Annotated in this window: 16 protein-coding genes; 13 read left to right on the plus strand and 3 right to left on the minus strand. The window is 41.2% G+C overall.

Translation table 11 applies throughout. The features are described 5' to 3' along the window. Nucleotides 1-180 precede the first annotated feature (180 nt). Entirely contained in the window at nt 181-744 is a 564-nt protein-coding gene (locus ACFE93_RS18390) for a Uma2 family endonuclease (protein WP_375474915.1), read from the minus strand. A gap of 45 nt (nt 745-789) precedes the next feature. Here ACFE93_RS18390 and ACFE93_RS18395 point away from each other — a divergent pair, with 45 nt between their 5' ends. After that, complete coding sequence (locus ACFE93_RS18395; RefSeq protein WP_375474917.1) at nt 790-2,004, plus strand: ATP-binding protein; 1,215 nt, start codon at nt 790-792, stop codon at nt 2,002-2,004. A 432-nt stretch (nt 2,005-2,436) separates the two neighbouring features. Beyond that, nucleotides 2,437-3,639, plus strand: a complete 1,203-nt coding sequence (locus ACFE93_RS18400; protein ID WP_375474919.1) for an AAA family ATPase — start codon at nt 2,437-2,439, stop codon at nt 3,637-3,639. A 169-nt stretch (nt 3,640-3,808) separates the two neighbouring features. Here the strand turns inward: ACFE93_RS18400 and ACFE93_RS18405 are convergent, their stop codons facing one another. Further along, nucleotides 3,809-4,690 (minus strand): response regulator, encoded by an 882-nt coding sequence (locus ACFE93_RS18405; protein ID WP_375474921.1) that lies wholly within the window; start codon nt 4,688-4,690, stop codon nt 3,809-3,811. Between the two features lie 346 nt (nt 4,691-5,036). After that, nucleotides 5,037-7,016: a scytonemin biosynthesis sensor histidine kinase gene (locus ACFE93_RS18410; protein ID WP_375474923.1), complete on the minus strand. Its 1,980-nt coding sequence runs from the start codon at nt 7,014-7,016 to the stop codon at nt 5,037-5,039. Nucleotides 7,017-8,726: 1,710 nt separating this feature from the next. Here ACFE93_RS18410 and scyA point away from each other — a divergent pair. The 11 genes from scyA (at nt 8,727) to trpC (ending at nt 24,525) form a co-directional block, all read left to right on the plus strand. Then, nucleotides 8,727-10,604, plus strand: coding sequence for a scytonemin biosynthesis protein ScyA (gene scyA, locus ACFE93_RS18415; RefSeq protein WP_375474925.1), 1,878 nt, complete (start codon nt 8,727-8,729; stop codon nt 10,602-10,604). Nucleotides 10,605-10,907: 303 nt separating this feature from the next. Continuing rightward, a complete protein-coding gene (scyB, locus tag ACFE93_RS18420; protein ID WP_375474927.1) occupies nt 10,908-11,969 on the plus strand; it encodes a tryptophan dehydrogenase ScyB in 1,062 nt (353 codons plus the stop codon). A gap of 25 nt (nt 11,970-11,994) precedes the next feature. After that, nucleotides 11,995-12,966: a scytonemin biosynthesis cyclase/decarboxylase ScyC gene (gene scyC / locus ACFE93_RS18425; protein WP_375474929.1), complete on the plus strand. Its 972-nt coding sequence runs from the start codon at nt 11,995-11,997 to the stop codon at nt 12,964-12,966. Nucleotides 12,967-13,054: 88 nt separating this feature from the next. After that, on the plus strand, nt 13,055-14,359 hold the full coding sequence (locus ACFE93_RS18430; RefSeq protein ID WP_375474931.1) for a ScyD/ScyE family protein: 1,305 nt from the start codon (nt 13,055-13,057) through the stop codon (nt 14,357-14,359). 97 nt (nt 14,360-14,456) lie between these two features. Continuing rightward, entirely contained in the window at nt 14,457-15,833 is a 1,377-nt protein-coding gene (locus ACFE93_RS18435) for a ScyD/ScyE family protein (protein ID WP_375474933.1), read from the plus strand. A gap of 173 nt (nt 15,834-16,006) precedes the next feature. After that, nucleotides 16,007-17,203, plus strand: coding sequence for a scytonemin biosynthesis PEP-CTERM protein ScyF (gene scyF / locus ACFE93_RS18440; protein ID WP_375474935.1), 1,197 nt, complete (start codon nt 16,007-16,009; stop codon nt 17,201-17,203). A 228-nt stretch (nt 17,204-17,431) separates the two neighbouring features. Beyond that, a complete protein-coding gene (locus ACFE93_RS18445) occupies nt 17,432-18,721 on the plus strand; it encodes a glycosyltransferase family 4 protein (protein WP_375474937.1) in 1,290 nt (429 codons plus the stop codon). Nucleotides 18,722-18,739: 18 nt separating this feature from the next. Further along, nucleotides 18,740-19,798: a bifunctional chorismate mutase/prephenate dehydrogenase gene (tyrA, locus tag ACFE93_RS18450; RefSeq protein ID WP_375474939.1), complete on the plus strand. Its 1,059-nt coding sequence runs from the start codon at nt 18,740-18,742 to the stop codon at nt 19,796-19,798. A gap of 37 nt (nt 19,799-19,835) precedes the next feature. After that, nucleotides 19,836-21,032: a 3-dehydroquinate synthase gene (locus tag ACFE93_RS18455; RefSeq protein WP_375474941.1), complete on the plus strand. Its 1,197-nt coding sequence runs from the start codon at nt 19,836-19,838 to the stop codon at nt 21,030-21,032. 369 nt (nt 21,033-21,401) lie between these two features. After that, nucleotides 21,402-23,603 (plus strand): anthranilate synthase, encoded by a 2,202-nt coding sequence (locus ACFE93_RS18460; RefSeq protein WP_375474943.1) that lies wholly within the window; start codon nt 21,402-21,404, stop codon nt 23,601-23,603. Nucleotides 23,604-23,697: 94 nt separating this feature from the next. Further along, the gene (trpC, locus tag ACFE93_RS18465) at nt 23,698-24,525 is read left to right on the plus strand and encodes an indole-3-glycerol phosphate synthase TrpC (protein ID WP_375474945.1); all 828 of its coding nucleotides are present in this window, start codon (nt 23,698-23,700) and stop codon (nt 24,523-24,525) included. Nucleotides 24,526-24,646: the final 121 nt, after the last annotated feature.

A 24,646-nucleotide genomic window follows, 5' to 3' on the forward strand; every position in this document is an offset into this window, starting at 1 on the left:
CACCCTCAAAGTCTGGAATCTGGCAACAGGGGAGGTGATTGCCACCTTCACAGGGGACAGTTCCATTGATTGCTGTGCAGTTGCACCAGACGGCATGACAATTGTGGCAGGCGAACAATTAGGTAGGGTGCATTTTTTGCGTCTTCAAGAGATGAGAGAGGAATGAAGGGAGAAATAATTTTATCTGCCAAAGATTTCATTGACGGTAATGTTTACATTAGGGAAGACTTGAATTGATAAAGTTTGACCGCTAGCGAACTTTTGCATAAGCTGATATCTTGCGGCTGTTGGTTGTTGATAAACTTCTACAATTTGCTCGTTAATATCTACTAACCAAACTTCAATTATGTTTGCTTCTGCATATAAAGGAATTTTCTCTTCCCGGTCATACATCACAGTCGAATCAGATACTTCAATTAGTAAAAAAATATCCTGGGGTTGGGGGTGTGCAGTGGCGTAAAAATCATCACAGGGTTTAAGTAATGCGACATCTGGCTGAGGTTCTGAGTTATTGTTCAACGCGATCGGATTTTGAGCAGCAAGTATAACGCCTTTACCCAACAGCTGCACCAACAGATTAACTAGTCGATTTACACAAGCAGCGTGTTTTGTCCCAATCGGCGACATCTCAAAAATCTCTCCCCGAATCAATTCCACTCGGTCATCTTCTGTGAGAATCCCCGACTCAACCATCTTATGATATTGCTCAACTGTGAATTTCCGTCTTAGCAATTGTACAGACATCGCCACCTCCACTGTTGCCTCATCTTTTAATTATTCTCCAAAATTATGAACTCACCACCCAAATCACCCACTGCAATCAATTCCAGAGGACATCCAACGGAGTTTGGGCAAATCATTCAAGAAAAAAGCCAAAACTTTGTCGGTCGTGAATTTGTCTTCACGGCTATTAACAACTTTCTCCACCGCCATAACCAGGGTTACTTCACCATTATTGGCGCACCCGGTAGCGGTAAAAGTGCCATCCTTGCCAAATATGTGACAAACAATCCTCAAGTTATTTATTACAATGCCGAACTTGAAGGTAAAAATCATGCTGACGAATTTCTCATAAATATTTGCACACAACTCATTAATCAATACTCACTTAATTACACCTCTCTGACTGATAACGCCACAGAGGGAAGTTGGTTTTTCTCTAGTCTTCTCCAGCAAATTAGTGATGAGTTAGAACCCGATCAAAAACTGATAATTGCCATTGATGGGTTGAATTGCATTGACCGTAACAGCCAACCACCTGGTACAAATCTGTTTTATCTCCCCCGCTATCTCCCGGATGGGGTCTATTTCCTCCTCACTCGTAGACCTTTTTTGCGAGAGAAGTCGGGTTTATTAATTGAAACGCCGTCGCAAAGTCTTGATTTAGCAGATTATCCAGAACAAAATTGGCAAGATATCCAAGCATATATTCAAAATTACCTAACCCTTCAAGAGATCCCCCCAACCCCCCTTGAAAAGGGGGGCAATATTTCCCCATTGTTAATGGAGGTTAAAGGGGATCTTAAATCTTGGCTGAGTACTCACCAGATTGGTGAGCAAGAATTCTGCGATCGCCTCACCACTTTGAGCGAAAATAATTTTATGTATCTCAGTCAGGTAATAAGTGCGATCGCAGAAAATTTCTACTTGATACCTTTCCAGTACAATCAACTCCCGCCTGGTTTAGAAGCATATTATCAGCAGCATTTACACAAAATGTTTCCATCCGAACAAAAGACGGAGCATAGGACAGATGTGTTAAATGTTTTAATACAGCAGCAAAAAGCAATATCAGTGGAAGCGTTGATGCAGCCCGCCGCAGGCATCGCACAAATCATTGATACTGATGAGTATGAAGTTGAAGAAGTGTTAGAAAATTGGCTAGAGTTCTTACAGCAAAAACCAATCGCCTCTGAAACCCATTACAGTCTCTATCATTCCAGCTTTCGAGACTGGCTAGGTAAACAGCAAATAAAACCTTCTGAAAAATATCCACGGACATGATATACAGCAGAATTCAAGAGTCAGAATTCAGGAGCGGAGCCGGAGACGCTCCGCCTCCGGTCAGAATGGGCTATGCCCCGCTGAACTAACAGAAGTAAAACAAGCTTTGTACGTTCAAACTAGCTTGTGTACTTCATCAACTAGAAATCTGCTGTAAGTCTTCATCTACAGACGGATAAGTCGTGCAGGTGCATCAATCGCTAAAAGTAAACAGCCACTTACCAATTGGTTTGTCAAAAAAGTTGACATAAGTAGTTATTTTGTAATACAGTATATTACAAAGGTAATGAGTTAGATTAAAAAGACTTCCTCGCCAGTACAGTAGAAATAAAATTGCCATTTGTACACAATTAGTTGATATTACGAGAAAATTTTTTCAAAACTTCCTACTTAACACAAAATAACTGAATTAACGCTGCATAACTGATAAATATGGATTTTGACTATTTTAGAAGCAATGAAGGCACTCCTACAAATAATACTCGGCAAAGCTTACTTGCTTGTGGCTGGCGACCGTTTAACCGAGAATTAGACTGGGGGTTTTTGTGGCAACTGTTGTACAGTGACTCCCGCGAATTAACTCAAAAAAGTTTTAATTTAGCGAGTAATGTTGCTGATGTTTTAGGACGTAATAATTATGCTTGGTGGGCGAATTTATTAAGTGTTGTATCTGATAATACTCGCTACGAAGTTGAAAAATTTTGGAATTACATCACGCCAGATCCTCAATCACCAGATCATCGCTACAAAGATGTTTTGAGTACGGAAACGCCTATTGTCCAATTTGTCAGTCGTAGTAGCATTCCCATTGATTATGTTCTGAATCGACTGCAAGAAATTACTGTACTGCGAGTTTTAGGTGTGTTGGGTAATCCTGATATTATTACCCAGTATCACTCAGAAAGAGATTTTTATTTTCCTATAGATAGATTTGTCAGCTGGGAACGCTTAGACGTTATTAATACTGTTTATGCTTACTGGTCTAAGTATGACATTTGGTTGCAAATCGATCCCTACGATCGCGGGCGACGACAATATAGTTTAATGGCGAAAAATCTCGCGCCACTAATTAACAAAGCGACTTACGACTTAGCAGTAATGCTGAGTGGATATCAAAGTCGTGTAGGCAAAGTTCATAGTCAATTTCCCATTCGGACATTTCCCGCAGATATCCAAAATTTTACTGATTCTGTACAGCAAGCGATTTTGAATCAAAACCAGTTAGCGGTTGTTGTACATGGAGAACCGGGTACTGGTAAAACAGTGTGGACACAAGCAGTAGCAAAAGAAATTCTTGTACCTTTAGGGTATGTAATTTTTATTTTAGATCATGATGCGATCGCTAATTTTGTCCCACCCACTTACATAGAGCGTATCTGTATCGTTATTAACGAAGCTGATAATTTAGCACAAAATCGTGCTTCGGAGGTAGCGCAATACAATAACAAAACCGAGCACATTCTAAGTTTGCTAGATGGCACTTTGTATCAGAGTGTAATTGATGACTCTGGTATTCAGATGCAGCAACGGTTAGTTGTCTTGATGACTTGCAACACTACTGAAAGATTAGATCCAGCCATGTTACGTAAAGGCAGGGTGGATTTAATATATGAGTTTACACAACTATTTATTTGAATTGAGTAACTCGGTAGTCTTCTGATGATAAGGGACAATGGGGATGGATATACTGCCTGAAGCCCTTTTTCCTATTATTTCCATATTTGGTAGATGCGTAGGCATCGTAAATCCTGTTTCGACGATTCCTTTTTTGCTAACACAACAGTCAAATCTGCTTTCAGCACTTTTAGCAGAGTTGTACCTGTTTTTGCGATACAAGCTGATGCTGTTTGCGCCAAGCTTGGGGAGGTAAACCGTGATGTTGGCGAAACTGGCGAGAGAAATGAGATACATCCTGATAGCCCAATGCTTTTGCTATCTTCTCGACTGTCTGATCGTTATTTTGCAGTAAAAAACGCGCTCCCGCCATCCGACGTTTGACAATCCAGCAGTTTACAGTCTCTCCTGTCTGCTTTGCTACTCGGTTAGTTAAATAAGCGGGTGAGTAACCAACAGCAAGAGCTACATCACACAAAGTAATTCCTTGATCGTAATGGGCTTCGATAAAGTCGAAAATTTCTTTTAATTGAGGAATGCAGGGAAAAATTGACTTAGAAGGATCTCGATCGTAGACTTCTTCATCAAAATCTACGGCAACACCTCCAGCGATCGCTGTAGTATTATCTGCAAATACTGATTTTGCAGTTTTCTTGCATTGAATATTGTACCAGTATTTGAGAATAGCTTGCTTTTCTAAGCGAGTAACGATCACACTCACCAATTCGTCTAGTGTAGAGGGTTTGGTAAGATAGTCGTCTGCTCCTAATTCCATAGCTTTGCGAACATCTGCTCTGGTAGTACTGCCAGTCAGAAAAATGAAAGGAATAATTGCTGTTGCTGTAAACGGATCTTGGCGTAGCGTAGTTAAAACGTTATAACCATCCATATCGGGCATCGTGATATCGCAAATCACTAAGTCGGGTATATGCTTTTGTGCTTGCTGGATACCAGCAAAACCGTTGTCAGCACCTATCGTATTAAAACCTCTAGCTTCAAGACCCTTTAAATAAAGATTGCGGGTAACGTTATCATCTTCAATGACGAGAATTTTATTTGACGATTCGGACATGATTTTTTATTACCATCACTTTTTGTAGAAACTGCTTACAAGACTCTTTGGTGAGTATGTAAGTTTGACTTTATCCATTTTTTTCGCAACGCGATACTCCTGCGGAGTCGTTGCACGAACACTTAAACTGAAACCTTTATGGGAGATTAGTTTTACTTTTTTAACTTCATCGATAATCTGTGACGTGGAAAAAGTATTTGCCAAAAAAGTAGGGTTTTGGCCGGATAAAGAAAACCGAGTTCTTAATTTTGGATAAAGTCGAGGTAAGTAGGTATGAGATTAATTACTTCGTTTCAAAAATTATAATTGTTAAGTTTTCAATTAACAACTATCTTCATTTCAACACTCATAACTCGGTACTGGTAAACTCTGATTGGATTAATGGCAATATCACAGTAAATGTAGTGCCCACACAAATTTGGCTTTCTACAGAAACTTGACCGTGATGTAAATCTACAAGTGTTTTAAGAATCGATAGTCCTAGTCCAGTACCAGGTATATGATCGATATTACCACCACGGTAAAATGGCTCAAATATTCGTTGTTGATCTACTGCTGAAATACCGATCCCCTTATCTTTTACCTGGAAAATTAATTTTTCATTTTTGCAATATAATTTCAACTCAATTGCAAAATTGGAAGTAGAATACTTAATTGCATTGTCGAGCAAATTCTTCAAAATAGGCTCTAACAGTTTTTTATCTATGCAAGCTGTCAGAGAGTCATCTTGACTTACAAAGTTAATTGGAATTCGGCTAAAACTCATCTGCATTTGTGCAACTAAATCATTACAAAACCGAACTAACTCAAGCGGTTTAGGTTCGCAGTTTATTTTTGCTGATTCTGCCTTAGAGAAGAACAAAATATCATCCAACATGTGGCTGAGTTGTTCGGTAGCTTTTTGAATGTGATCGAGTAATGGTTGTATTTTCTTCTGTGTGCGTTTGTCTACTTCTTCTTTGAGTAAGCTATTAGAAAATGAAACAATATTCAACGGAGTCCGAAATTGATGGCAGACCATAGAAAGAAAACGCGCTCTAAGTTCGCTAAGTTGTTTTGCTTGTTCTAAAGCCTGGTTTAGACCTAATTCTGCATATTTGTAATCGGTAATATCGATGCCTGCAATCAGTTCAACTGGCTTTCCGCCAAAATCCAGCACTCCATTCAGCATGGCAACCGCGCAAGCTAGCCAGCGCTCCGTGCCGTTTTTTGTCAAAATATTTATCTCTTGGTATTCAAAGTTACCTATTTCACTCTGGTTGCGTACCTGCCTACGTTTTTTGCTTTTAATCAGTCGTCGCAGTTCAAAGCCTATTGTCAGTTCCTCGTTTGTGTAGCCAGTGAGTTTCTCCACTGCTGGATTTACATAGCAAAGCCGCGTACCTTGAATCAGAAAAGTGCTGGCATCTGTGGTTTCTGCTAAAGTCCGAAATCTAGCTGCGTTCAGCCGCAATGCTTCTTCAGTTTGTTTCGATTCAGTAATGTCCCAAATACTCCACACTCTCCCAATAATTTTGTCCCCCAACAACTGAGGTTTAGAGTAGTGTGCAAAAACTCTTCCATCTTTTAACTCTAGAATGTCGTAGCTCTCAAAATCAGATTGGCTAGACACTTCCCAAATCATCCGACTAAAGGTTTGTGGATCTTTAAGTTGGTTCTCAAAAAAAGCTTTGCATTGAGGACATTTCTTAGATAGAATTAGGGACTCTGGAATCTGCCACATATCCACAAATTTCTGATTCAAGCTCAGAATATCCCCCTCAAAGTTAACTGCAACAATACCAATGGCAGTAGACTCAAGAGTAGAACGAAGTAAAGAAAGAGATGTTTCTAGTTCTACTTCTTTTGCCTTGACTTGAAAAATTTCTTGTTGCAAATTATCTTTAGCATCTTTTAATTCATCAGTCCACTTTTGCACGCTTAATTCTACTATTTCATCAGTTTTCTCACGAGCAAAAGCACAGCCAAATTCCATATCTTGGTGTTTTACATAGCTCATGGATATTTCTACCAAAAATATCCGCCCTCCTTTTGTCCGATAGCGAGATTTAAAGGTAAGGGAACCCTGTAAGCTAATATCTGACCAATTGTGCAGAGAAAAATCTACGTCTATATCATGCAGCCTCATGGAAAGTAATTCCTCACGGGAATACTCAGTCATCAGGCAAGTGGCATCGTTGACGTAAAGAAACTGCGCGTTTGCTCCTAAACAGAAGGCAGCATCTACAGTTTGATTTATTAAAAACTCAGCAAACTTCATCTCTACTTCTGGTTGTAGCGCCCACTGATTGTTTGATCTAGCTAATGTATAATCGCCAGAATTCATATTCCTACTTCCTCCTGGTAATCAATCAGCACCATAGCCATTAATTAGTTAATAGTCATAACTTACTAAAATCTTTGGTGCACTGTTAAGCTGTTAAAAAATATTATTATTAATCTTAACAAAACTTATCATACCAGATAAATGTGAATTATTGAACAAAATAATTATAAAAAAAACTAAATTTCCAAAAGAATTTACTATTGACTTAAACAGCTTTTTATGGCTGCACAAAATTTAGACAAATCAAATCCAGATTAGTCAATAAACCTTATTAGATAAGAGTTTTTAACTCTTAATCTATAAGTAGAAAAAATATTTTAAATTTAAATTAGTCCTGCACCAGAACTAACTAAATGGTTCACCAACCTAAAATTGCTGGGTTTCGACTGGGAAAAAATTAAAGAATTAAAGTTTTTATCCTTTAACTTTTCCCTCACCAAGGACTTTAGCGAACTAGTAGTACACAGTGGCGGAAGTTTGCCTGCCTTTAACCAGTTGCTTGAGTAGAGGCAATTCATGAATTGCCTCTATTTGTCTGGTTAATTGAGATAGTAGTTAGATTTACGCCGTGCTGTACTAGTGTAGATTCGTTTGATTTTCAACATAAAAGTGATGTGCAGTATTGGGTCTGGCTTAAATGAACAAATTTCACCGCTCAACTTATTTACTTAATTTATCTTAACTTACTCTCTCAGATATCTAACTATAGAATAATATGCTTAGTCATCTGTCGTAAGGAATACAATTAGCTCGTAATAATACGCACATTTTTTAGTATAATTTAGTGTTTATTTATGAAAAAACAAAGACTTGATCTTATACTAAGCATATATTATTGAATTTTATGTTATATAAAACACATTCTAGAAAATAATTACGTACTGAATACTTTGTCATCTCTCAAAAGAAATATAAAAAATTAAAAAATAATGTCTTTATCCTTACAAATAATTGAGTTAAAGAGTTTTTGGTGGCAATAATATAAGACCACTAAATCGCTTTATGCTTTAATTCGGATAAAAAGTTGTGTAAGTTCTAAAGCAAAAGAATTGACAAGCAGATCAAAAGATTTTCTATTGTAAATTTAGCGATCTATCTTGGCAGCGATCGCCAAATATCAATTTTTCAGAGCGACTAAGTTGGAAATGTCGCAATCACGATAAAAGCGAAAGAATTGACACCCCGATCAAAAGATTTTTCATTGCAAATTAGGATTTAATCACAACAAAGATCGCAAGTTAACAACCTCCCCAGGCGCTTTAGTCAGTAGCTCGGTGTTATTAAAACTAGCTATGTTAAGCTTTGTAAAGATTATGAGAGGTGCTTGAATTAAGCTTTGTTGCTAGTTTACATACTTTTAGACGATTTAGTTTTTCCCTGCCAACCTACTAAGCACTGCAATCATCCCAGTAGAAGCGAAAAATTTGACACTTTTTATCAAAAGATTTTTGATTGCACAATAGTCTTTACCTCCTTTATTCTGGTAACAAGAAGTACAGCAAGTACAGCCTAGATTGATTGCTGTATCTTTATCAAAAATTTTTGGTAGTGTGCTCACAACCATCAATCAGCAGCGATTAACCGTTTCTACAATCGACCAAGCTAAGTCATGGGTGTAAAGGCAACAGAGTTGTTTGTATTAAAAATTACCATTGCTGTGATTGTAAACTAAAAAGCCTTTGTGTAACTTTCTCTAATTACCTGAAACCAATGAGTCAAAACTATAGTGGTTCAAATCCTCTCATCACCACTGAGCCATACAAGGAACTTCCAACAATCAGTGATTTAAAATCTACCTCTGACTCCCGTAAGCTTGATGAATCAAAGAATAGCAACGGAATTCAGCCTTTTTTAAACGATGAAATAGCTCCAACCCTCTCAGTTGCCGATGCGATCGCTCAAATGTTGGAAAATTTGGGAGTAGGCTACGCTTTTGGTGTCGCCGGTGGTGCGATGGCCAGCCTTTGGGGTGCGCTATCCAATAGCAGCATAGAAGTGTTGAACTTCCGCCATGAAGCCGGAGCAGCATTTGCCGCCACCGAAGCATACTTTGCGAATAATCGCCCCACTGTAGTTTTTACCACAGCAGGGCCGGGGATCACTAATGCCCTCACCGGATTATTTGCGGCTCGTGGGGAAGGTGCCAAAGTAATTTTACTGTCGGCTTGCACCTCAGCACCGCAGCGTGGACGCTGGGCAATTCAAGAAACCAGCACTTACACCTTACCTAGTGGGGGAATTTTTACCTCAGGAGCGCTATTTAACTATGCAATCACGATTGAATCTGCGGCTCAACTACCGCAGATTTTTCGTAAACTGGCTTTAGCGATGGCGCAACCAGGCGGATTTGTTGCTCATTTGAGTATTCCTACGGCTGTGCAAACAAGTTTAGTTGAGAATATAGCCTTACCCCAACTAGATGTTTCTCCGTTTGCGATGACTGCTTCAAAAAAAGCGATCGCTAAATCTGTAGAGTTACTATCATCTGGCCCCTTTGCCATCTGGGTTGGTTTCGGTGCGCGTGACGCAGCAGACGAAATCCGCCAACTCGCAGAGAAAACCGGAGCAGCCGTCATGTGTTCACCCCGTGGTAAAGGTATCTTCCCCGAAGATCATCCCCAGTTTGTGGGTGTTACAGGTTTAGGCGGTCATGCTTCCGTCTTAACTTATATGGAACAGCAACCTCCACTACGCACACTCGTATTAGGAACCCGCCTTGGCGAACCGACTTCTTTTTGGAGTTCGGCGCTAGTTCCAAAAGCAGGCTTTGTCCATGTCGATATTGACCCAGAAGTGCCAGGTGTAGCCTATCCACACGTTGAAACTTTCGGGGTTCGCTCTGATATCAAAGCTTTTGTGCAAGAGTTATTGCAGCAATTGCCAGATGCTCCTCATTCCACAATCTCCCTACCTCGTCCAGAACACAAAGTAATTGAACCTGCTCCAGACGTAGACTATCCAGTGCGACCAGAAGTATTGATGGCAGCAATTCAAAAGATAATTGTTGAAGGTAGCGATGCGATAGTCATGGCAGAGTGCGGTAACTCGTTTACTTGGTCAACACATTTCCTGCAATTTGCTGAAGCCAATCGTTACCGAGTCAGTACTGGAGTCGGCGCAATGGGTCACGCCGTCACAGGAGTGTTGGGTGCAGCGTTGGCAAACAATGGTAAGGCTGTAGGGATTGTTGGTGATGGAGCAATGCTGATGAATAACGAAATCAGCACAGCCGTGAAGTACAAAATTCCTGCAATCTGGATTGTACTCAACGATGCGCGTTACAACATGTGCCATCAAGGGATGAAAATCTTGGGATTAAAGGGTGCAGATGCAACAATTCCACCGACAAACTTTGCGATGATTGCTCGTGGGATGGGAGCAGAAGCGATCGTAGTCGTCAGAGAGTCGGATATTGAAGCCGCATTAGAACAAGCGATCGCATCAACTGTTCCCTTTTTAATTGATGTAGTGATTGACGCCGATCGCCCAGCACCTTCTGGTGGACGTAATAAAAGTTTGGCAGCCCAAGGAATTAAATCAACTCCCGCGAAAAATGCAGCCAAGCAAGTTTCATTTCCAATGATTTGATTTTAAAAGCTGGCAATCTCATTCAATTCTTATAGACACTAAAACACTCCAAAAAGGCGGAATTTACAACGCAGTTTGGATTAGTCCATTCAGCAAAACATAAAAGATGAATTTAGAAGCGGCAAAAACTTTATTCCAGGCAACAACTACGCCCACAAAGCTGGAATGTTTTATTTTTGAAGATTACTCTTTTCTAACTTCATCTTATCTTAATATTCCAGAGTGTTTTTGTGTCTATATCTTTACATTTCGTAATGGTCATTACTTTCTCTAAACAATTCCAACCAATATCGAGAGGTGAAAATGCTGCTATTTGAAACTGTTAGAGAAATGGGTCACGAACAAGTTCTCTTTTGTCATGGTAAAAATCCCGAAATTAAGGCAATAATTGCCATTCATGATACGAGCTTGGGCCCAGCAATGGGAGCTACAAGACTTATGCCTTATGTCAACGAAGAAGCTGCTTTAAAAGATGCACTTCGTTTGAGTCGTGGAATGACATATAAAGCAGCCTGTGCGAACATTCCGGCTGGTGGGGGAAAAGCAGTCATTATTGCTAATCCTGAAAATAAAACAGACGATCTGTTGAGAGCTTACGGACGTTTTGTTAATAGTCTAAATGGACGTTTTATTACTGGACAAGATGTCAATATTACTCCTGACGATGTGCGGACAATTAGTCAAGAAACAAAATATGTTGTTGGAGTATCAGAAAAGTCTGGTGGCCCTGCTCCGATAACATCACTAGGAGTTTTTCTCGGAATTAAAGCTGCTGTAGAATCTCGTTGGCAGAGTAAAAGACTTGATGGCATGAAAGTTGCAGTTCAAGGTTTAGGAAATGTCGGTAAAAATCTCTGTAGGCACTTACATGAGCATGATGTCCAGCTTTTTGTGAGCGATGTAGATCCAGCAAAAGCGGAAGAGGTAAAACGGCTTTTTGGCGCAACTGTTGTAGAACCAACCGAAATTTACTCACTTGATGTAGATATCTTTGCTCCTTGCGCTTTAGGAGGAATTCTTAATAGTCATACAATTCCTTTCCTGCAAGCAAAAATTATTGCTGGTGCAGCTAATAATCAATTGGACAATGAGCAATTACATAGTCAAATGCTTGCCAAAAAAGGGATTCTTTACAGCCCTGATTATGTAATTAATGCCGGAGGGCTAATTAATGTTTATAACGAAATGATTGGTTATGACGAAGAAAAAGCTTTCAAGCAAGTGCATAACATTTATGACACCTTATTAGCAATTTTTGATATTGCTAAACAGCAGGGAGTTACTACCAACGATGCTGCTAGACGATTAGCAGAAGACCGGATCAACAATAGTAAGCGAACCAAGACTAAAGCGATCGCAGCCTAATTGTTATTATCTTCAGGAGTGAACAATGGAAAAAAATACCTTTGCTACATCAGCATATATTGCGACTTCACCAGAGAGCGCCTTTGACTACCTTTGTAGTTTAAAGAATTTAGATGAATGGACGCTTTACAGCCGGATGAAAGAGCAAATTGACGAAGATACCTGGCTCGGAACTGCATCCGGTTATCACAAAAATCTTTACTATCACGTTAAAAAACTAGAAAATCCACTTTTCTACGGTATTGAGTGGCACTGTGGATTAGAGTATCAGAAATATTTTCAAGTTTACCCTGTTTTGCTGTTTCCCACCGACTACATCGAGCCAGGAACAGATGAAAAAGGTGTGTATTTTCACTGGTTGAGCTTTGTCGATCCCAAACGGCAGACTCAGATGATTATGCAGGGAATTCACACAGTACACACTTCCGAGTGTCGTTCTCTTAAAGGTAATTTAGAACGTAAAGCTGGTCTGACCGCAGCAGCTAAAGGAAGCCACTTTATCGATACAGATACCATTTATGTTGATGCCCCAATTGAAATCGGCATTGAATACTTGAAAGACTTAAAAAACGTAGATGAGTGGGCGCATTTACTGCGACCAAATGGTGAGATTACCTCTGATTCAGGTGAATTCAAAGATGAATATGACCAAAAAGTAAAAGTGTCTGTGCGAGTTCATAGTCTGAGTAAATACTACTTACTTGAACAAGAACACTTTTATCCAGACTACGAATATTATCAGCGTTCTGTAGCCTTACTTATCCCAACTGCATACTCTTTCGCCGATCCCGAAGCTTCAGGTTTCATCCTGCATCGAATTACATTCTGGAAAACAGATGGAACAGTTAGCCACGGCAAACTTCAAATTGAAGACTTTGGTGCTGAGAGCATGAACATCAAACGTTTACTCGAAGCCAAAGCAGGCAACCTAAAATCATTTGACCGAGGAATGAGCTATCTACCAAAAACTCCAGAATCACTAGTTACCAACTACTAAAATCTCGGCGTTACTCTGCGCTTCCTTCAACGTTCTTTGCGTTTAAAATTCACCCCTCAATTCCCCACGATTACCTGTATTGCAACACATGAAACTCAAGCCACTTACTATTACTATCCTCACTTTTTGTGTTGCCGCTTTTTCGGGAATAAAAGCTGCGTCAGCCGCATCCTTTTCAGTAATCGCCGACGGTCTATATAATGCCGGTGGTCTGAGCTTTGGCCCTGATGGCGATCTCTATGTTACAGAGGCGGGAATCGGGGGAAGTGGAGCTTGTGTTCCACCAGCAAGCGGTCAAGGCGATTCTTTATGCTATGGCACAAGTGGGGCAGTTACCAAAATTGAGAATGGTAAAACCGAGCGGATACTTACAGGACTTCCTTCTATAGCATTACCAGATGGTACTGGAGCCGGTGGCCCTCGCGATATCCAATTCGATCCGAAGGGTAAACCTTATGTTCTGATTGGGTATGGGGCGAATCCAACATTTCGCGATCGCAATTTGGGTAACACTGACCTCGGTAAAATTATTGCTCCCGACTTTAAAACCAATTCCTGGACGAGTGTTGCTGATTTAGCTAACTATGAACTCGCCAATAATCCCGATGGTGGTGATGTCGATAGCAATCCCTTGGGTTTTGTCATAGATGGAAATAAGTTAGTTGCAGCTGATGCAGGTGCAAACGATTTACTCAGTGTCAACATTGGTGGCAGTAATTTGCAAGCTATTACCACCTTCCCTAAAGACATCTTGACGAATCCAGTCTTTCCACCTTCTGATATTCCATCCAATGAACCGGCACAGGTTCCATCTCAAGGTGAAGCGGTGCGATCGCCGAAGGCGGGGCTTCGCCCATCGCAGTTTGCAACTCAAGCAGTACCTTCAAGTGTGGCAAAAGGCCCTGATGGCGCTTATTACATCAGCCAATTTACCGGGTTTCCTTTCGCTGAAGGTGGTGCAAAAATCTATCGAGTCGGTGCTGATGGTAAGCCAACAGTCTTCGCCGATGGTTTTACCCAACTCACAGACTTGCAATTCGATTCTGCGGGCAATTTGTATGCTTTGCAGTACGCCAATCAGTCAGCTTGGAAGGGTGATTTTAATGGTTCTGTAATCAAAATAGCTCCCGATGGCACACACACAACTGTTCTGAGTGGCAATGGATTAGAGTCGCCTAGCGCCCTGACTATTGGTGCTGATGGTGCAGTATACGTCACAAACCGAGGCGATCGCCCAGGAGAAGGACAAGTTCTCAAAATTGAAAATAGCAAATCTGTCCCTGAACCTGATTCTGTTTTAGGTGTATTAGCGATCACTGCCTTAGGCGTTGGTTGGTTGCACAAGAAGAGAGCTACCAAACCTTCCATAAATGGAGCCGTGGCCCTCAAATAAAGAGTTTCAAACCAATCCTGCGTTTATCAAAGACTACGATTCGTTGTCTTTAAAACCATAAAAGTTTCCACTTAATTTAACTCTCAATCTCCAAAGTATGAAACTCAAGTCATTTGCTCTTAAGTCTGTTACATTTTGTTTTGCTGCTATCTGTGGAACAGCATCTGCACAAGCTGCAACATTAACAACTATTGTCGATGGAATTAGTAATGCACGGGGTGATAGCTTTGGCCCTGACGGCAGTCTCTACGTAGCAGAGCCAGGTATCGGCGGTAACGGAAATTGTCAACCATCTCCGAGTACGCTGTTTCAGCCTATCTGTGCTGGTAATACTAGTTCACTCGTCAAAGTTTCAACAGACGGCACCAAACAGCGTCTACTTAATAACTTTGAGTCTCTAGCAGAACAACCTACAGGCAATCAAGGGGCCGGTATTGAAGACGTGCAATTCGACTCTAAAGGGAATGCTTATCTTCTGACTGGGTATGCTGGTTATCCAGGAAACCGTGATCTAGAAACATTTAAACTAGGTACTCAATCCCCGATCCCACAAAATCAACTTGGTAGTTTCCCGCCATCAACAGCCGATAAAGTACTGAATAGCCCGCTTTTAGCACAACTGTACAAAGTTGACTTGAAGACGGGAGCTCTCAACAGTATTTTTGACTTTGCCAAGTATGAAATCACCAAAAATCCAGACAAAGGGGATGTGGTTACCAATCCCTATGATCTGACTATTAATGGCGATAGTGCTTATGTGGTTGACGGGGGTGGGAACGCTGCTTACAAAATTAAACTTGACGGAAGTAAGTCCGAGGCGATCGCAATTCCTAAAAACGTCATTAGTAACTCCGACTTGCCACCAGGATTACAATTACCTCCTGGGCTATTAGAGCAGCTTCCAGGAGGAAAAACAGCAATTCAATCAGTACCCACAGGTGGCACAATTGGTCCCGATGGAGCTTTATACGTTGGTGAATATACGGGTTTTCCTTATCCAGCAGGTAAATCACGGATTTTCCGCATTGGCAAAGATATGAAACCAGAAGTTTTTTTAGATGGGTTTACGCACATCACAGACCTAACCTTTGATAAGAAAGGCGATTTGCTGGTTTTACAATTCAGCGACAAGTCCCAGTTAGGGGGTGACATCACAGACCTACCCGGTTCTCTTATCCAAGTTGCTCCTGATGGCACTCGCACAACACTCGTTGCAGCCGGTCAAGGGCTAGATTCAGCTGATGGAATTGCTATTGGCCCTGACGGTAAGATTTATATTACCAATCAGGGTGTTGGCAAAGGACGAGGGGAAGTTGTTCGGGTGGATGGTCTCGTTACACAAACAATCCCCGAACCTGGTTCAATAGTTGGCTTATTAGCACTTGCTGGTGTAGGCGCAACTGGTGCGATCGCCAAGCGCAAACGTCCAGCAAAGTTGGGTGAAGAGTTGCTAGTCAAAGCAGAGACTGTCTGATTCCTCTTAACTGGCTCTGTCAGCGAATGCTTACAGAATAGGCTGTTGCCTCACACTGAAAGTTGCATTTCAAACAAGAGGCAGCAGCCCAAATTTCCGGGTTCCCAAACTGGGACTGGGAACAAAATTAGTCTAGAAAAGAGTATAACTCATACAACTAGGACTTCAAACTCATGGGTTTAGTCAAAAATTTGTCAATCGGCATTCTCGGTACTGGATTCTTGGTGTTGGCAACAGCACCCCAAGCCAAGGCTGTAACATTAACTTTCGACAGAAGTATCGGCGAACCTGGCTTCGGTCCTGGGCAACTGTTTGTCCCCCAAGGCATAGCGGTGGATAGCCAAGGGAATACCCTTATATCTAACGGACGCGGGGTTAACCCGGATGGTACTCCTAACTACAACCTTGGTGACAAAATTGAAAAATTTAGTCCAAGCGGTCAGTATATTGGAGCAATTGGCTCCGGCGGCACAGGGCCCGGACAGTTTGACGAGCCAACAACTGTAGACTTTAATCCCGTAACAGGGGATTTGTATGCAGGTGATGTTTACAACAACCGCATCAATCAATTCGATTCTCAAGGTAAATTTATTAGATCCTTTGCAAATGGAGAATTTACCCCTCTTATACCAGGTAGATTTTTCTTTGGGCCATCTGGTGTAACATTTGACAAAACTGGTAACGTTTACGTTGGTGATTTTAACGGCGAAAGAATTCTTAAATTCACATCAGACGGAAAGCAAATTGGTGTCATTGGTGGCACCACTGGCACTGCACTTGGAGAATTCCAAGGTGTAGCTGGTACAAGAATTTCCCCAGTTAGTGGAAATATCTTTGTAGCTGACCAGTATAACAACCGCGTTCAGGTACTCGATCCAAATGGTAAACCTCTGTACACATTTGGTTCAGCAGGTAGCGGACCTGGACAGCTTCTTCAGCCAATTGGCATCGAAGTGGACGACCAAGAGAATGTTTATGTAGCTGATTCTATCAACAGCCGCGTTCAGGTATTTGATAAAAACGGTAAGTTTCTGACTTCCTACGGTAAACCAGCCCTAGATGCATCAGGCAATCTAGTCCCGCCTCCAGGATTAACTGACCCCCCATTTGGTAATCCCCTCGACCTTACACCAGGCAGATTTAACTGGACGGGTGGTACAAGCCTCAAAGATGGCAAGCTTTATGTGGGCGATTTCTTCCAAGGTCGCGTCCAAGTGTTAAACGTAGAAGGCACAAGGAAAGTACCGGAACCTAGTTCAGCATTGGGTTTAGCATTGCTTGGACTTGGGGCTGCTACCGTTACATTGCGGAAACGTGGGCAACAAAAGCCAGTCTTCAGTTTGGAGAAGGAATTACAAAAACAGTGCTAAATAATTACTAATTCGTAATTCGTAATTCGTAATTAAAAAGTTTCGTAGGGTGCGTTATGCCCTTGGCTAAGGCACTATCTCAATAATTTAGGTGCGTTACGGTTCGCGGTAACACACCCTACGAAACTTTCTGGGTGGGCGATGTCCACTTTACGAACAAGGGAGATAAAAGCTAGATAACACAATAAAGCCAACATTATCAAGGTGCTTTTAGGATATTAAGAGTTCATGCAAATTCTGATTTATTCATACAATTATCATCCAGAGCCAATTGGTATTGCACCTTTGATGACTGAACTAGCAGAAGGGCTGGTGAAGCGAGGGCATCAAGTGCGGGTAATCACAGGTATGCCAAACTATCCTCAGCGTCAGATTTACGATGGGTATCGAGGGAAGTTATACGTTACTGAACAGAAAAATGGTGTTACCATTGGGCGTAGTTACCTACGGATCAAGTCCAAACCTAACCTTGTAGACAGGCTACTGCTAGAGTTGAGCTTTGTTTTTACGAGTTTGCCACAAGCTCTTAAGGGCGAGCGACCTGATGTAATTCTCTTAACAGTGCCGCCGCTACTAGTTTGCTTACCTGCAACCTTAATAGCTTGGCTATACAATTGCCCGGTAGTGCTGAATGTGCAAGATATTCTCCCGGAAGCTGCCGTGCGTGTTGGGCTAATTAAAAATAAGTTGATGATTCAAGCTCTGGAAGCTTTAGAGAAATTTGCCTACCGAACTGCACATACGATTAGCGTAATTGCCGATGGCTTTGTAGATAATTTAATAAATAAAGATGTACCGGCTAATAAAATTGCCTGCATTCCAAATTGGGTAAATCTAAATTTTATCCGCCCTTTACCGAAGGAGAATAGCTCCTGGAGAGCTACCCATCAACTTGATGATAAATTTGTAGTGCTTTATTCAGGTAATATTGCTCTGACGCAAGGTTTGGAGACAGTAATAGAAGCAGCATCTCGGTTGCGTCATATTAATGATATTGTCTTTGTGATTGCAGGTGAATCCCAAGCTCTCGAAAGGTTACAAAAACATTGTCTTGCTTGTGGTGCAGATAACGTTTTGCTGCTACCATTGCAACCGCGAGAAAAACTACCGCAAATGTTAGCAGCCGCAGATGTTGGGTTGATTGTGCAAAAGAGCAATGTGATTTCCTTTAATATGCCTTCTAAAATACCACTGCTGTTAGCTAGTGGTCGCCCAATTGTCGGTTCACTTCCCGCCGCTGGGACTGCTGCCAAAGCTATCAAAGAAAGCGGTGGCGGCATTATCGTTGAGCCAGAGTCAGCAGATGCTTTGGCAAGTGCGGTATTGGATTTATATAATCAGCCGGAATTAGCAGCGCAATTAGGGCGCAAAGGGAGAAAGTTTGCGGTAGAAAACTATTCCTTTGAGCAAGCGCTAGATCGGTATGAAGAGTTATTTTCTGATGTGATTGCCAAAGAAGCAACAACTTTGGATATCTTGCCCGAATTGAATTCTAAAGAATCACTTGTTGATATTTGAAAATTGGGGATAGGAAAAATGCCTTTGAAATCCTCTTATTCAGATCGGCTGAAAAAAACTGACCAAAGGTTGATTGCCTTATTGAGCGATCGCATATCATTATTAGCAGCATCAGAACAACCTTCTTTAGATCAACAATTGGCTGATGTCGCTCCCCTACTCGCCCAAGCTGGTATTCCTGAGTCTGTTTGGGCAGGTGTAGTAAATAGTTGTTATACTACTCTAATTCCTAAATCTGCAACAAATCATCTCAGTCCCCGAAAAATTACGATCGTCGGTGGATGCGGCAGGATGGGAAGATTATTTCAAGAGCAACTTTCGCTAGTAGGTAACAATGTTAGCGTTCTGGAACATGATGATTGGGAATATGCAGATCAACTGTTAAGCCAGGCAGAATTAGTATTAGTCAGCGTTCCTATTGAATATACTGTTGATGTTATCAAGCGTGCAGCTAAATACCTCGCCCCAACGACCGCTTTGTGTGACATCACGAGTATTAAAGCACAGCCAAATCAGGCGATGCTCGAACACCATTCCGGCCCAGTCATGGGTTTACATCCAATGTTTGGGCCAAATATCAAATCGTTTTTTGGACAAAAAGTAGTAGTGTGTCCAGGTCGAAACGATGATTCATTTCAATGGTTTTTAGACTTTTTTAAAAGTCAAGGAGCCGAGTTAGTTGCTTGCACGCCTGAAGAACACGATCGGATGATGGTGATTATTCAAGCAACCCAACATTTCTGTAGATTTAGTCTTGGTGTTTTCTTAGCAGAAGCAAAAATTGACATAGAGCAGAGTTTAACAATGTCAACTCCTAACTACCGTCAAGAAATTGATATTGTTAAACGTTTGTTTTACCAAAACCCCCACTTATGTGTGGATATTATGCTAGCTACAGAAGAAAGGTGTGATGCAATTAGCTTTTTAGCTGATACTTACAGCAGTTTGGCAAGACTGGTAGCGATGAAAGATAGAGACGCATTAATTCAAGAATTTGAAAAGGCTCAAAGCTTTTTTGAAGAGAAAATCAACACTTTTATACAGCCTTTAAACACAACTGTTAAAGCGGCTATCTAACCAGATTTTCAACCAAAGATACACATAAATAAAAAATATGATAGTTGACATCAAGCAAAAAAGTAGATTAATTCATCAACGTGTTTCGGTTACTTTCAACTACGAGGTTTACTTCACCCAAAATTTGTTTGAGTTGAAAAATCCCACGCTAGCGCAAGTGATTGCAACAGATGGGGAGACTAAGCCGAAGAAAGTAGTTGCAGTGGTAGACGCAGGAATATTAAAGTATCAACCTGAATTGGTGAAGCAATTAGTCGCGTATACCAAATTTTATGGGGAGGTACTAGCGATCGCAGCCGAACCGATGATAATTTCGGGAGGAGAAGCTGCTAAAAACGATTGCACTTTAGTAGAGCAAATCCAGCAAGTAATTGAAGCTGCTGGATTATGTCGCCACTCTTACATATTAGCGATCGGCGGCGGGGCGGTGTTGGATTTAGTAGGATATGCAGCCGCAACTGCTCACCGGGGAATTCGCCTAATTCGGGTGCCAACAACGGTGTTGGCACAAAATGATTCTGGGGTTGGCGTAAAAAACGGCATCAACGCTTTTGGTAAAAAGAACTTTGTCGGCACATTTGCGCCACCTTATGCAGTTATAAATGACTCTGCGTTCTTGACAACTCTAGACGATCGCGATTGGCGTTCTGGAATCGCAGAAGCAGTCAAAGTGGCGCTGATTAAGGATGCTAGCTTTTTTGATTTTATCCACTCTCACACCGCAGCCCTAAAGCGGCGAGATATGGACACTATGCAACAGGTTATCTATCGTTGCGCCCAACTGCATTTAGAACATATTGCCAATAGCGGCGATCCTTTTGAAATGGGTTCGTCTCGTCCCCTGGATTTTGGACATTGGGCGGCTCATAAACTGGAGCATTTGACAAATTATCGCTTGCGTCATGGTGAAGCTGTTGCGATCGGTATTGCTTTGGATAGCACCTATTCTTATTTGGTAGGGCTGCTGGATTGTTCGGAGTGGCAACGGATATTAAATACTTTATCGGCGTTGGGTTTCACGTTGTATGTGCCAGAACTGGCTAAGAATTTATCACAATTGGAAGATCCTCATTGTTTGTTTTGGGGTTTGATTGAATTTCGCGAACATTTGGGGGGAGAGTTGACTTTGACACTCTTACAAAGGATTGGAAAAAGTATTGAGGTTCATGAGGTGAATTTGTCTTTGTATAAGCAAGCAATCTCGCTGTTGCGGGAGGTGAGGGGGAATTTTTAAACGCAGAGGAACGCTGAGGGAAGCGCAAAGGAACGCTGAGGTTTTATGAGATTATTTACTACTTTTGGGGGAGGCGGAGATTTTTAAATAAGGTTGTTGGTAAATGTACTAGAAAAGCAGTATAAAAAGCGAATAAATTGACATGCAATCGAAAAATTATTCAATGTATTATTTGCTTGACTTCTAGTACTCTTAAATAAGAAGCAAAAGGTTTTTTATGACATTTTTTAGAAATAGTACAGGAATTAAAATAAGTTGACTTAGATTGACAGCAGATTATCTAAGTTTGCTACTACTTTAAAAATAACTACTAATAACCAATGGTTGCTTATTAAGAATTGACTAATAACTATTTCAGAGAAATTACTCATGATTTTTGATTCCCGTTCTTACAAAACCATTAGTGGTGTAAGTGTTTCTCGCTCCATCACTGAAGTTAAGATGGACACTGCCCTCGAAGATATTCTGTTCCGTTTAAATTCTCAGCGTGGAGGCTTGCTCAGGAGTAGCTATGAATATCCAGGCAGATACAAAAGATGGGCGATCGGATTTGTCAATCCACCGCTAGAATTGACTACACAGGAAAATGCTTTTACTTTGATAGCGTTGAATGAACGCGGTCAAGTACTTTTACCATTTTTGTTAGAGCGACTATCACAGTCAGAGCAACTTGAGAAAGTCACCCAAGATAATAACAAGATTGTCGGCTTTATTAAACCTTCAAAAGAATTATTTACTGAGGAAGAACGCAGTAAACAGCCTTCATCATTTACAGTTGTCCGCGAAATTCTCTATACTTTCTCTAGTCAAGAAGATGAGCATTTAGGCTTGTATGGTGCTTTTGGTTATGACTTAGTTTTTCAGTTTGAACCAATTACCCAACGTCTGGAACGTCCTACAGATCAACGGGATTTAGTGCTTTATCTGCCTGATGAATTGATTGTTGTTGACTATTATCAGCAACGTGCATTTCGTCTAGAATATGATTTTGAGACAGCGCATGGCAGCACGAAGAATCTTCCTAGAACAGGTGAGTCTGTAGATTATCGTGGCAAACATCTTCTACCGCATCAAACTGCTGATCATAAAGTAGGCGAATATGCGAAAAAAGTTGAGGTTGCACTCGATTATTTCCGCCGAGGCGATTTATTTGAAGTTGTTCCTAGTCAAAACTTTTTTGAAGGCTATGAAGACCAACCCAGCAAACTATTTAACACCTTAAAAGAAATAAATCCCAGTCCTTATGGATTTATTTTTAATTTAGGTGGTGAATATCTAATTGGTGCATCTCCAGAAATGTTTGTGCGGGTTGAAGGTAGGCGGGTTGAAACTTGTCCAATCAGTGGCACTATTAGCCGGGGACAAGATGCTCTTGATGATGCGGTGCAAATTCGTCAGTTACTCAACTCCAAAAAAGATGAAGCCGAGTTGACCATGTGTACTGATGTCGATCGCAATGACAAATCCCGAATCTGCGAACCTGGTTCAGTACAAGTGATTGGTCGTCGCCAGATTGAATTATACAGCCACTTAATTCATACAGTGGATCATGTTGAAGGGACACTGCGATCGCAATTTGATGCTTTAGATGCCTTTCTTTCGCATACATGGGCAGTTACAGTCACCGGCGCACCCAAAAGGGCAGCAATAGATTTTATTGAACAGCACGAAAAGAGCGCCCGACGTTGGTATGGTGGAGCAGTCGGCTATTTAAATTTCAATGGGAATTTAAATACTGGCTTAATTCTGCGGACAATCCGATTAAAAGATTGCATCGCCGAAGTGCGAGTTGGTGCTACTGTCCTTTATGACTCCATACCCCAAGCAGAAGAAGAAGAAACAATTACTAAAGGTGCTGCTTTATTTGAGACGATTCGGCGTGTGAAGCAAACGAGTCAGAAAATTGATCAGTCCAATTCTCTAAAGTTAACTAAATTCCCAAGTGCGGCAACTGGCAAACGCATCTTACTAATAGACTACGAAGACTCATTTGTTCATACCCTAGCTAATTACATTCGCCAAACTGGTGCAAGTGTTACCACACTCCGTCATGGTTTCTCGGAATCGCTATTCGATACAGAACGCCCTGACTTAGTTGTTTTATCTCCTGGGCCTGGTAGACCAAGTGATTTTGGGGTTTCACAGACTGTCGGCGCCCTTCTGCATCGCCAAATTCCCATTTTCGGAGTTTGTCTGGGATTGCAAGGCATCGTTGAAGCTTTTGATGGCGAATTGGGAGTTCTCAACTATCCTCAACATGGTAAATCTTCACGGATTTTCGTTACCGATTCCAATTCTGTCACCTTCAAAAACTTACCCGAATCCTTTGCAGTCGGTAGATATCACTCATTGTTTGCCCTACCGCAACGTTTGCCAAAAGAACTCAAAGTAACAGCGATGTCTGATGACGACGTAATTATGGGCATTGAACATCAAACACTTCCTATCGCCGCCGTTCAGTTTCATCCAGAATCAATCATGACTTTAGCGGGAGAAGTCGGTTTGGAAATAATTAAAAATGTCGTGCGTGCGTATACGCAGGTTGAAGAGTCATTAGTCATTAGTCATTAGTCAAGAGTTGCCTCGTTCCCAGATTCCATCTGAGAACGAGAAGAAACGAGAATACGAGAATAATTAATTATTTGCTCATTCCCCCTAGCTGTTTATGACTAATCAAGTTGTCACTTCCCGCCATATTCTTGAAGACATTGTGTCGCATAAAAAGCAAGAAGTTGCACAAATGCAGCAAGAACTGCCTTTAGCCTCCTTGCGACAACAGTTAAATGCAGCCCCGACTGTGCGAAATTTCTTGACTGCTTTGCAGTCAAATTCTAACCAACCGAGCTTAATTGCCGAGGTAAAAAAAGCATCACCTAGCCGGGGAATTATCCGCGCAGATTTTGATGCAGTAGCTGTTGCTCAAGCTTATGAACGAGGCGGTGCAGCTTGTTTATCAGTCCTGACTGACCAAAAGTTCTTTCAGGGCAGCTTTGAGAATCTGCGGAGTGTGCGATTACAAGTAGCATTACCGCTACTGTGCAAGGAGTTCATCATCGATCGCTATCAAATTTATTTAGCACGAACAGCAGGTGCAGATGCAGTCTTGTTGATTGCCGCCATTTTATCAGATCGAGAACTCCAGACTTTTTTGCAAGTAATTCACGATTTGGGCATGAATGCACTGGTAGAAGTGCATACTTTAGCTGAACTGGATCGAGTGCTAAAGCTTGACAACTTACATTTAGTAGGAATCAACAATCGCAATTTAGCAGATTTTAGCCTTGATTTAGGAACAACCCAGCAACTGTTGGCAGAGCGTCAACAACAATTACAAAGTTTGGATATCACCGTCGTCAGCGAATCTGGACTGTATACACCTGCTGATTTATCTCTTGTCGCTGAAGCTGGTGCGCGTGCGGTTTTGATTGGAGAGTCTTTAGTCAAACAAAGCAATGTAGAACAAGCTGTGCGTGAGATTTTAAACCTTTCTTAAATCTGTTACCTAATTACTAAAATTTGCAATCTACAAAAATGAAGCTCTAATACTCATTAATGGAGCTAAAAGACTCTTTAATGGAGTTCAAAGACTCATTAATGGAGTTCAAAGACTCATT

Origin of the sequence: uncultured Nostoc sp. (assembly GCF_964247315.1) — a bacterium.
GTDB lineage: Bacteria > Cyanobacteriota > Cyanobacteriia > Cyanobacteriales > Nostocaceae > Nostoc.

Bases quoted from the DNA above. Each gene is read 5' to 3' on its own strand.
- ACFE93_RS18390 (WP_375474915.1), bottom strand. From the start codon at position 744: ATGTCTGTACAATTGCTAAGACGGAAATTCACAGTTGAGCAATATCAT.
- ACFE93_RS18395 (WP_375474917.1), top strand. From the start codon at position 790: ATGAACTCACCACCCAAATCACCCACTGCAATCAATTCCAGAGGACAT.
- ACFE93_RS18400 (WP_375474919.1), top strand. From the start codon at position 2,437: ATGGATTTTGACTATTTTAGAAGCAATGAAGGCACTCCTACAAATAAT.
- ACFE93_RS18405 (WP_375474921.1), bottom strand. From the start codon at position 4,690: ATGTCCGAATCGTCAAATAAAATTCTCGTCATTGAAGATGATAACGTT.
- ACFE93_RS18410 (WP_375474923.1), bottom strand. From the start codon at position 7,016: ATGAATTCTGGCGATTATACATTAGCTAGATCAAACAATCAGTGGGCG.
- scyA (WP_375474925.1), top strand. From the start codon at position 8,727: ATGAGTCAAAACTATAGTGGTTCAAATCCTCTCATCACCACTGAGCCA.
- scyB (WP_375474927.1), top strand. From the start codon at position 10,908: ATGCTGCTATTTGAAACTGTTAGAGAAATGGGTCACGAACAAGTTCTC.
- scyC (WP_375474929.1), top strand. From the start codon at position 11,995: ATGGAAAAAAATACCTTTGCTACATCAGCATATATTGCGACTTCACCA.
- ACFE93_RS18430 (WP_375474931.1), top strand. From the start codon at position 13,055: ATGAAACTCAAGCCACTTACTATTACTATCCTCACTTTTTGTGTTGCC.
- ACFE93_RS18435 (WP_375474933.1), top strand. From the start codon at position 14,457: ATGAAACTCAAGTCATTTGCTCTTAAGTCTGTTACATTTTGTTTTGCT.
- scyF (WP_375474935.1), top strand. From the start codon at position 16,007: ATGGGTTTAGTCAAAAATTTGTCAATCGGCATTCTCGGTACTGGATTC.
- ACFE93_RS18445 (WP_375474937.1), top strand. From the start codon at position 17,432: ATGCAAATTCTGATTTATTCATACAATTATCATCCAGAGCCAATTGGT.
- tyrA (WP_375474939.1), top strand. From the start codon at position 18,740: ATGCCTTTGAAATCCTCTTATTCAGATCGGCTGAAAAAAACTGACCAA.
- ACFE93_RS18455 (WP_375474941.1), top strand. From the start codon at position 19,836: ATGATAGTTGACATCAAGCAAAAAAGTAGATTAATTCATCAACGTGTT.
- ACFE93_RS18460 (WP_375474943.1), top strand. From the start codon at position 21,402: ATGATTTTTGATTCCCGTTCTTACAAAACCATTAGTGGTGTAAGTGTT.
- trpC (WP_375474945.1), top strand. From the start codon at position 23,698: ATGACTAATCAAGTTGTCACTTCCCGCCATATTCTTGAAGACATTGTG.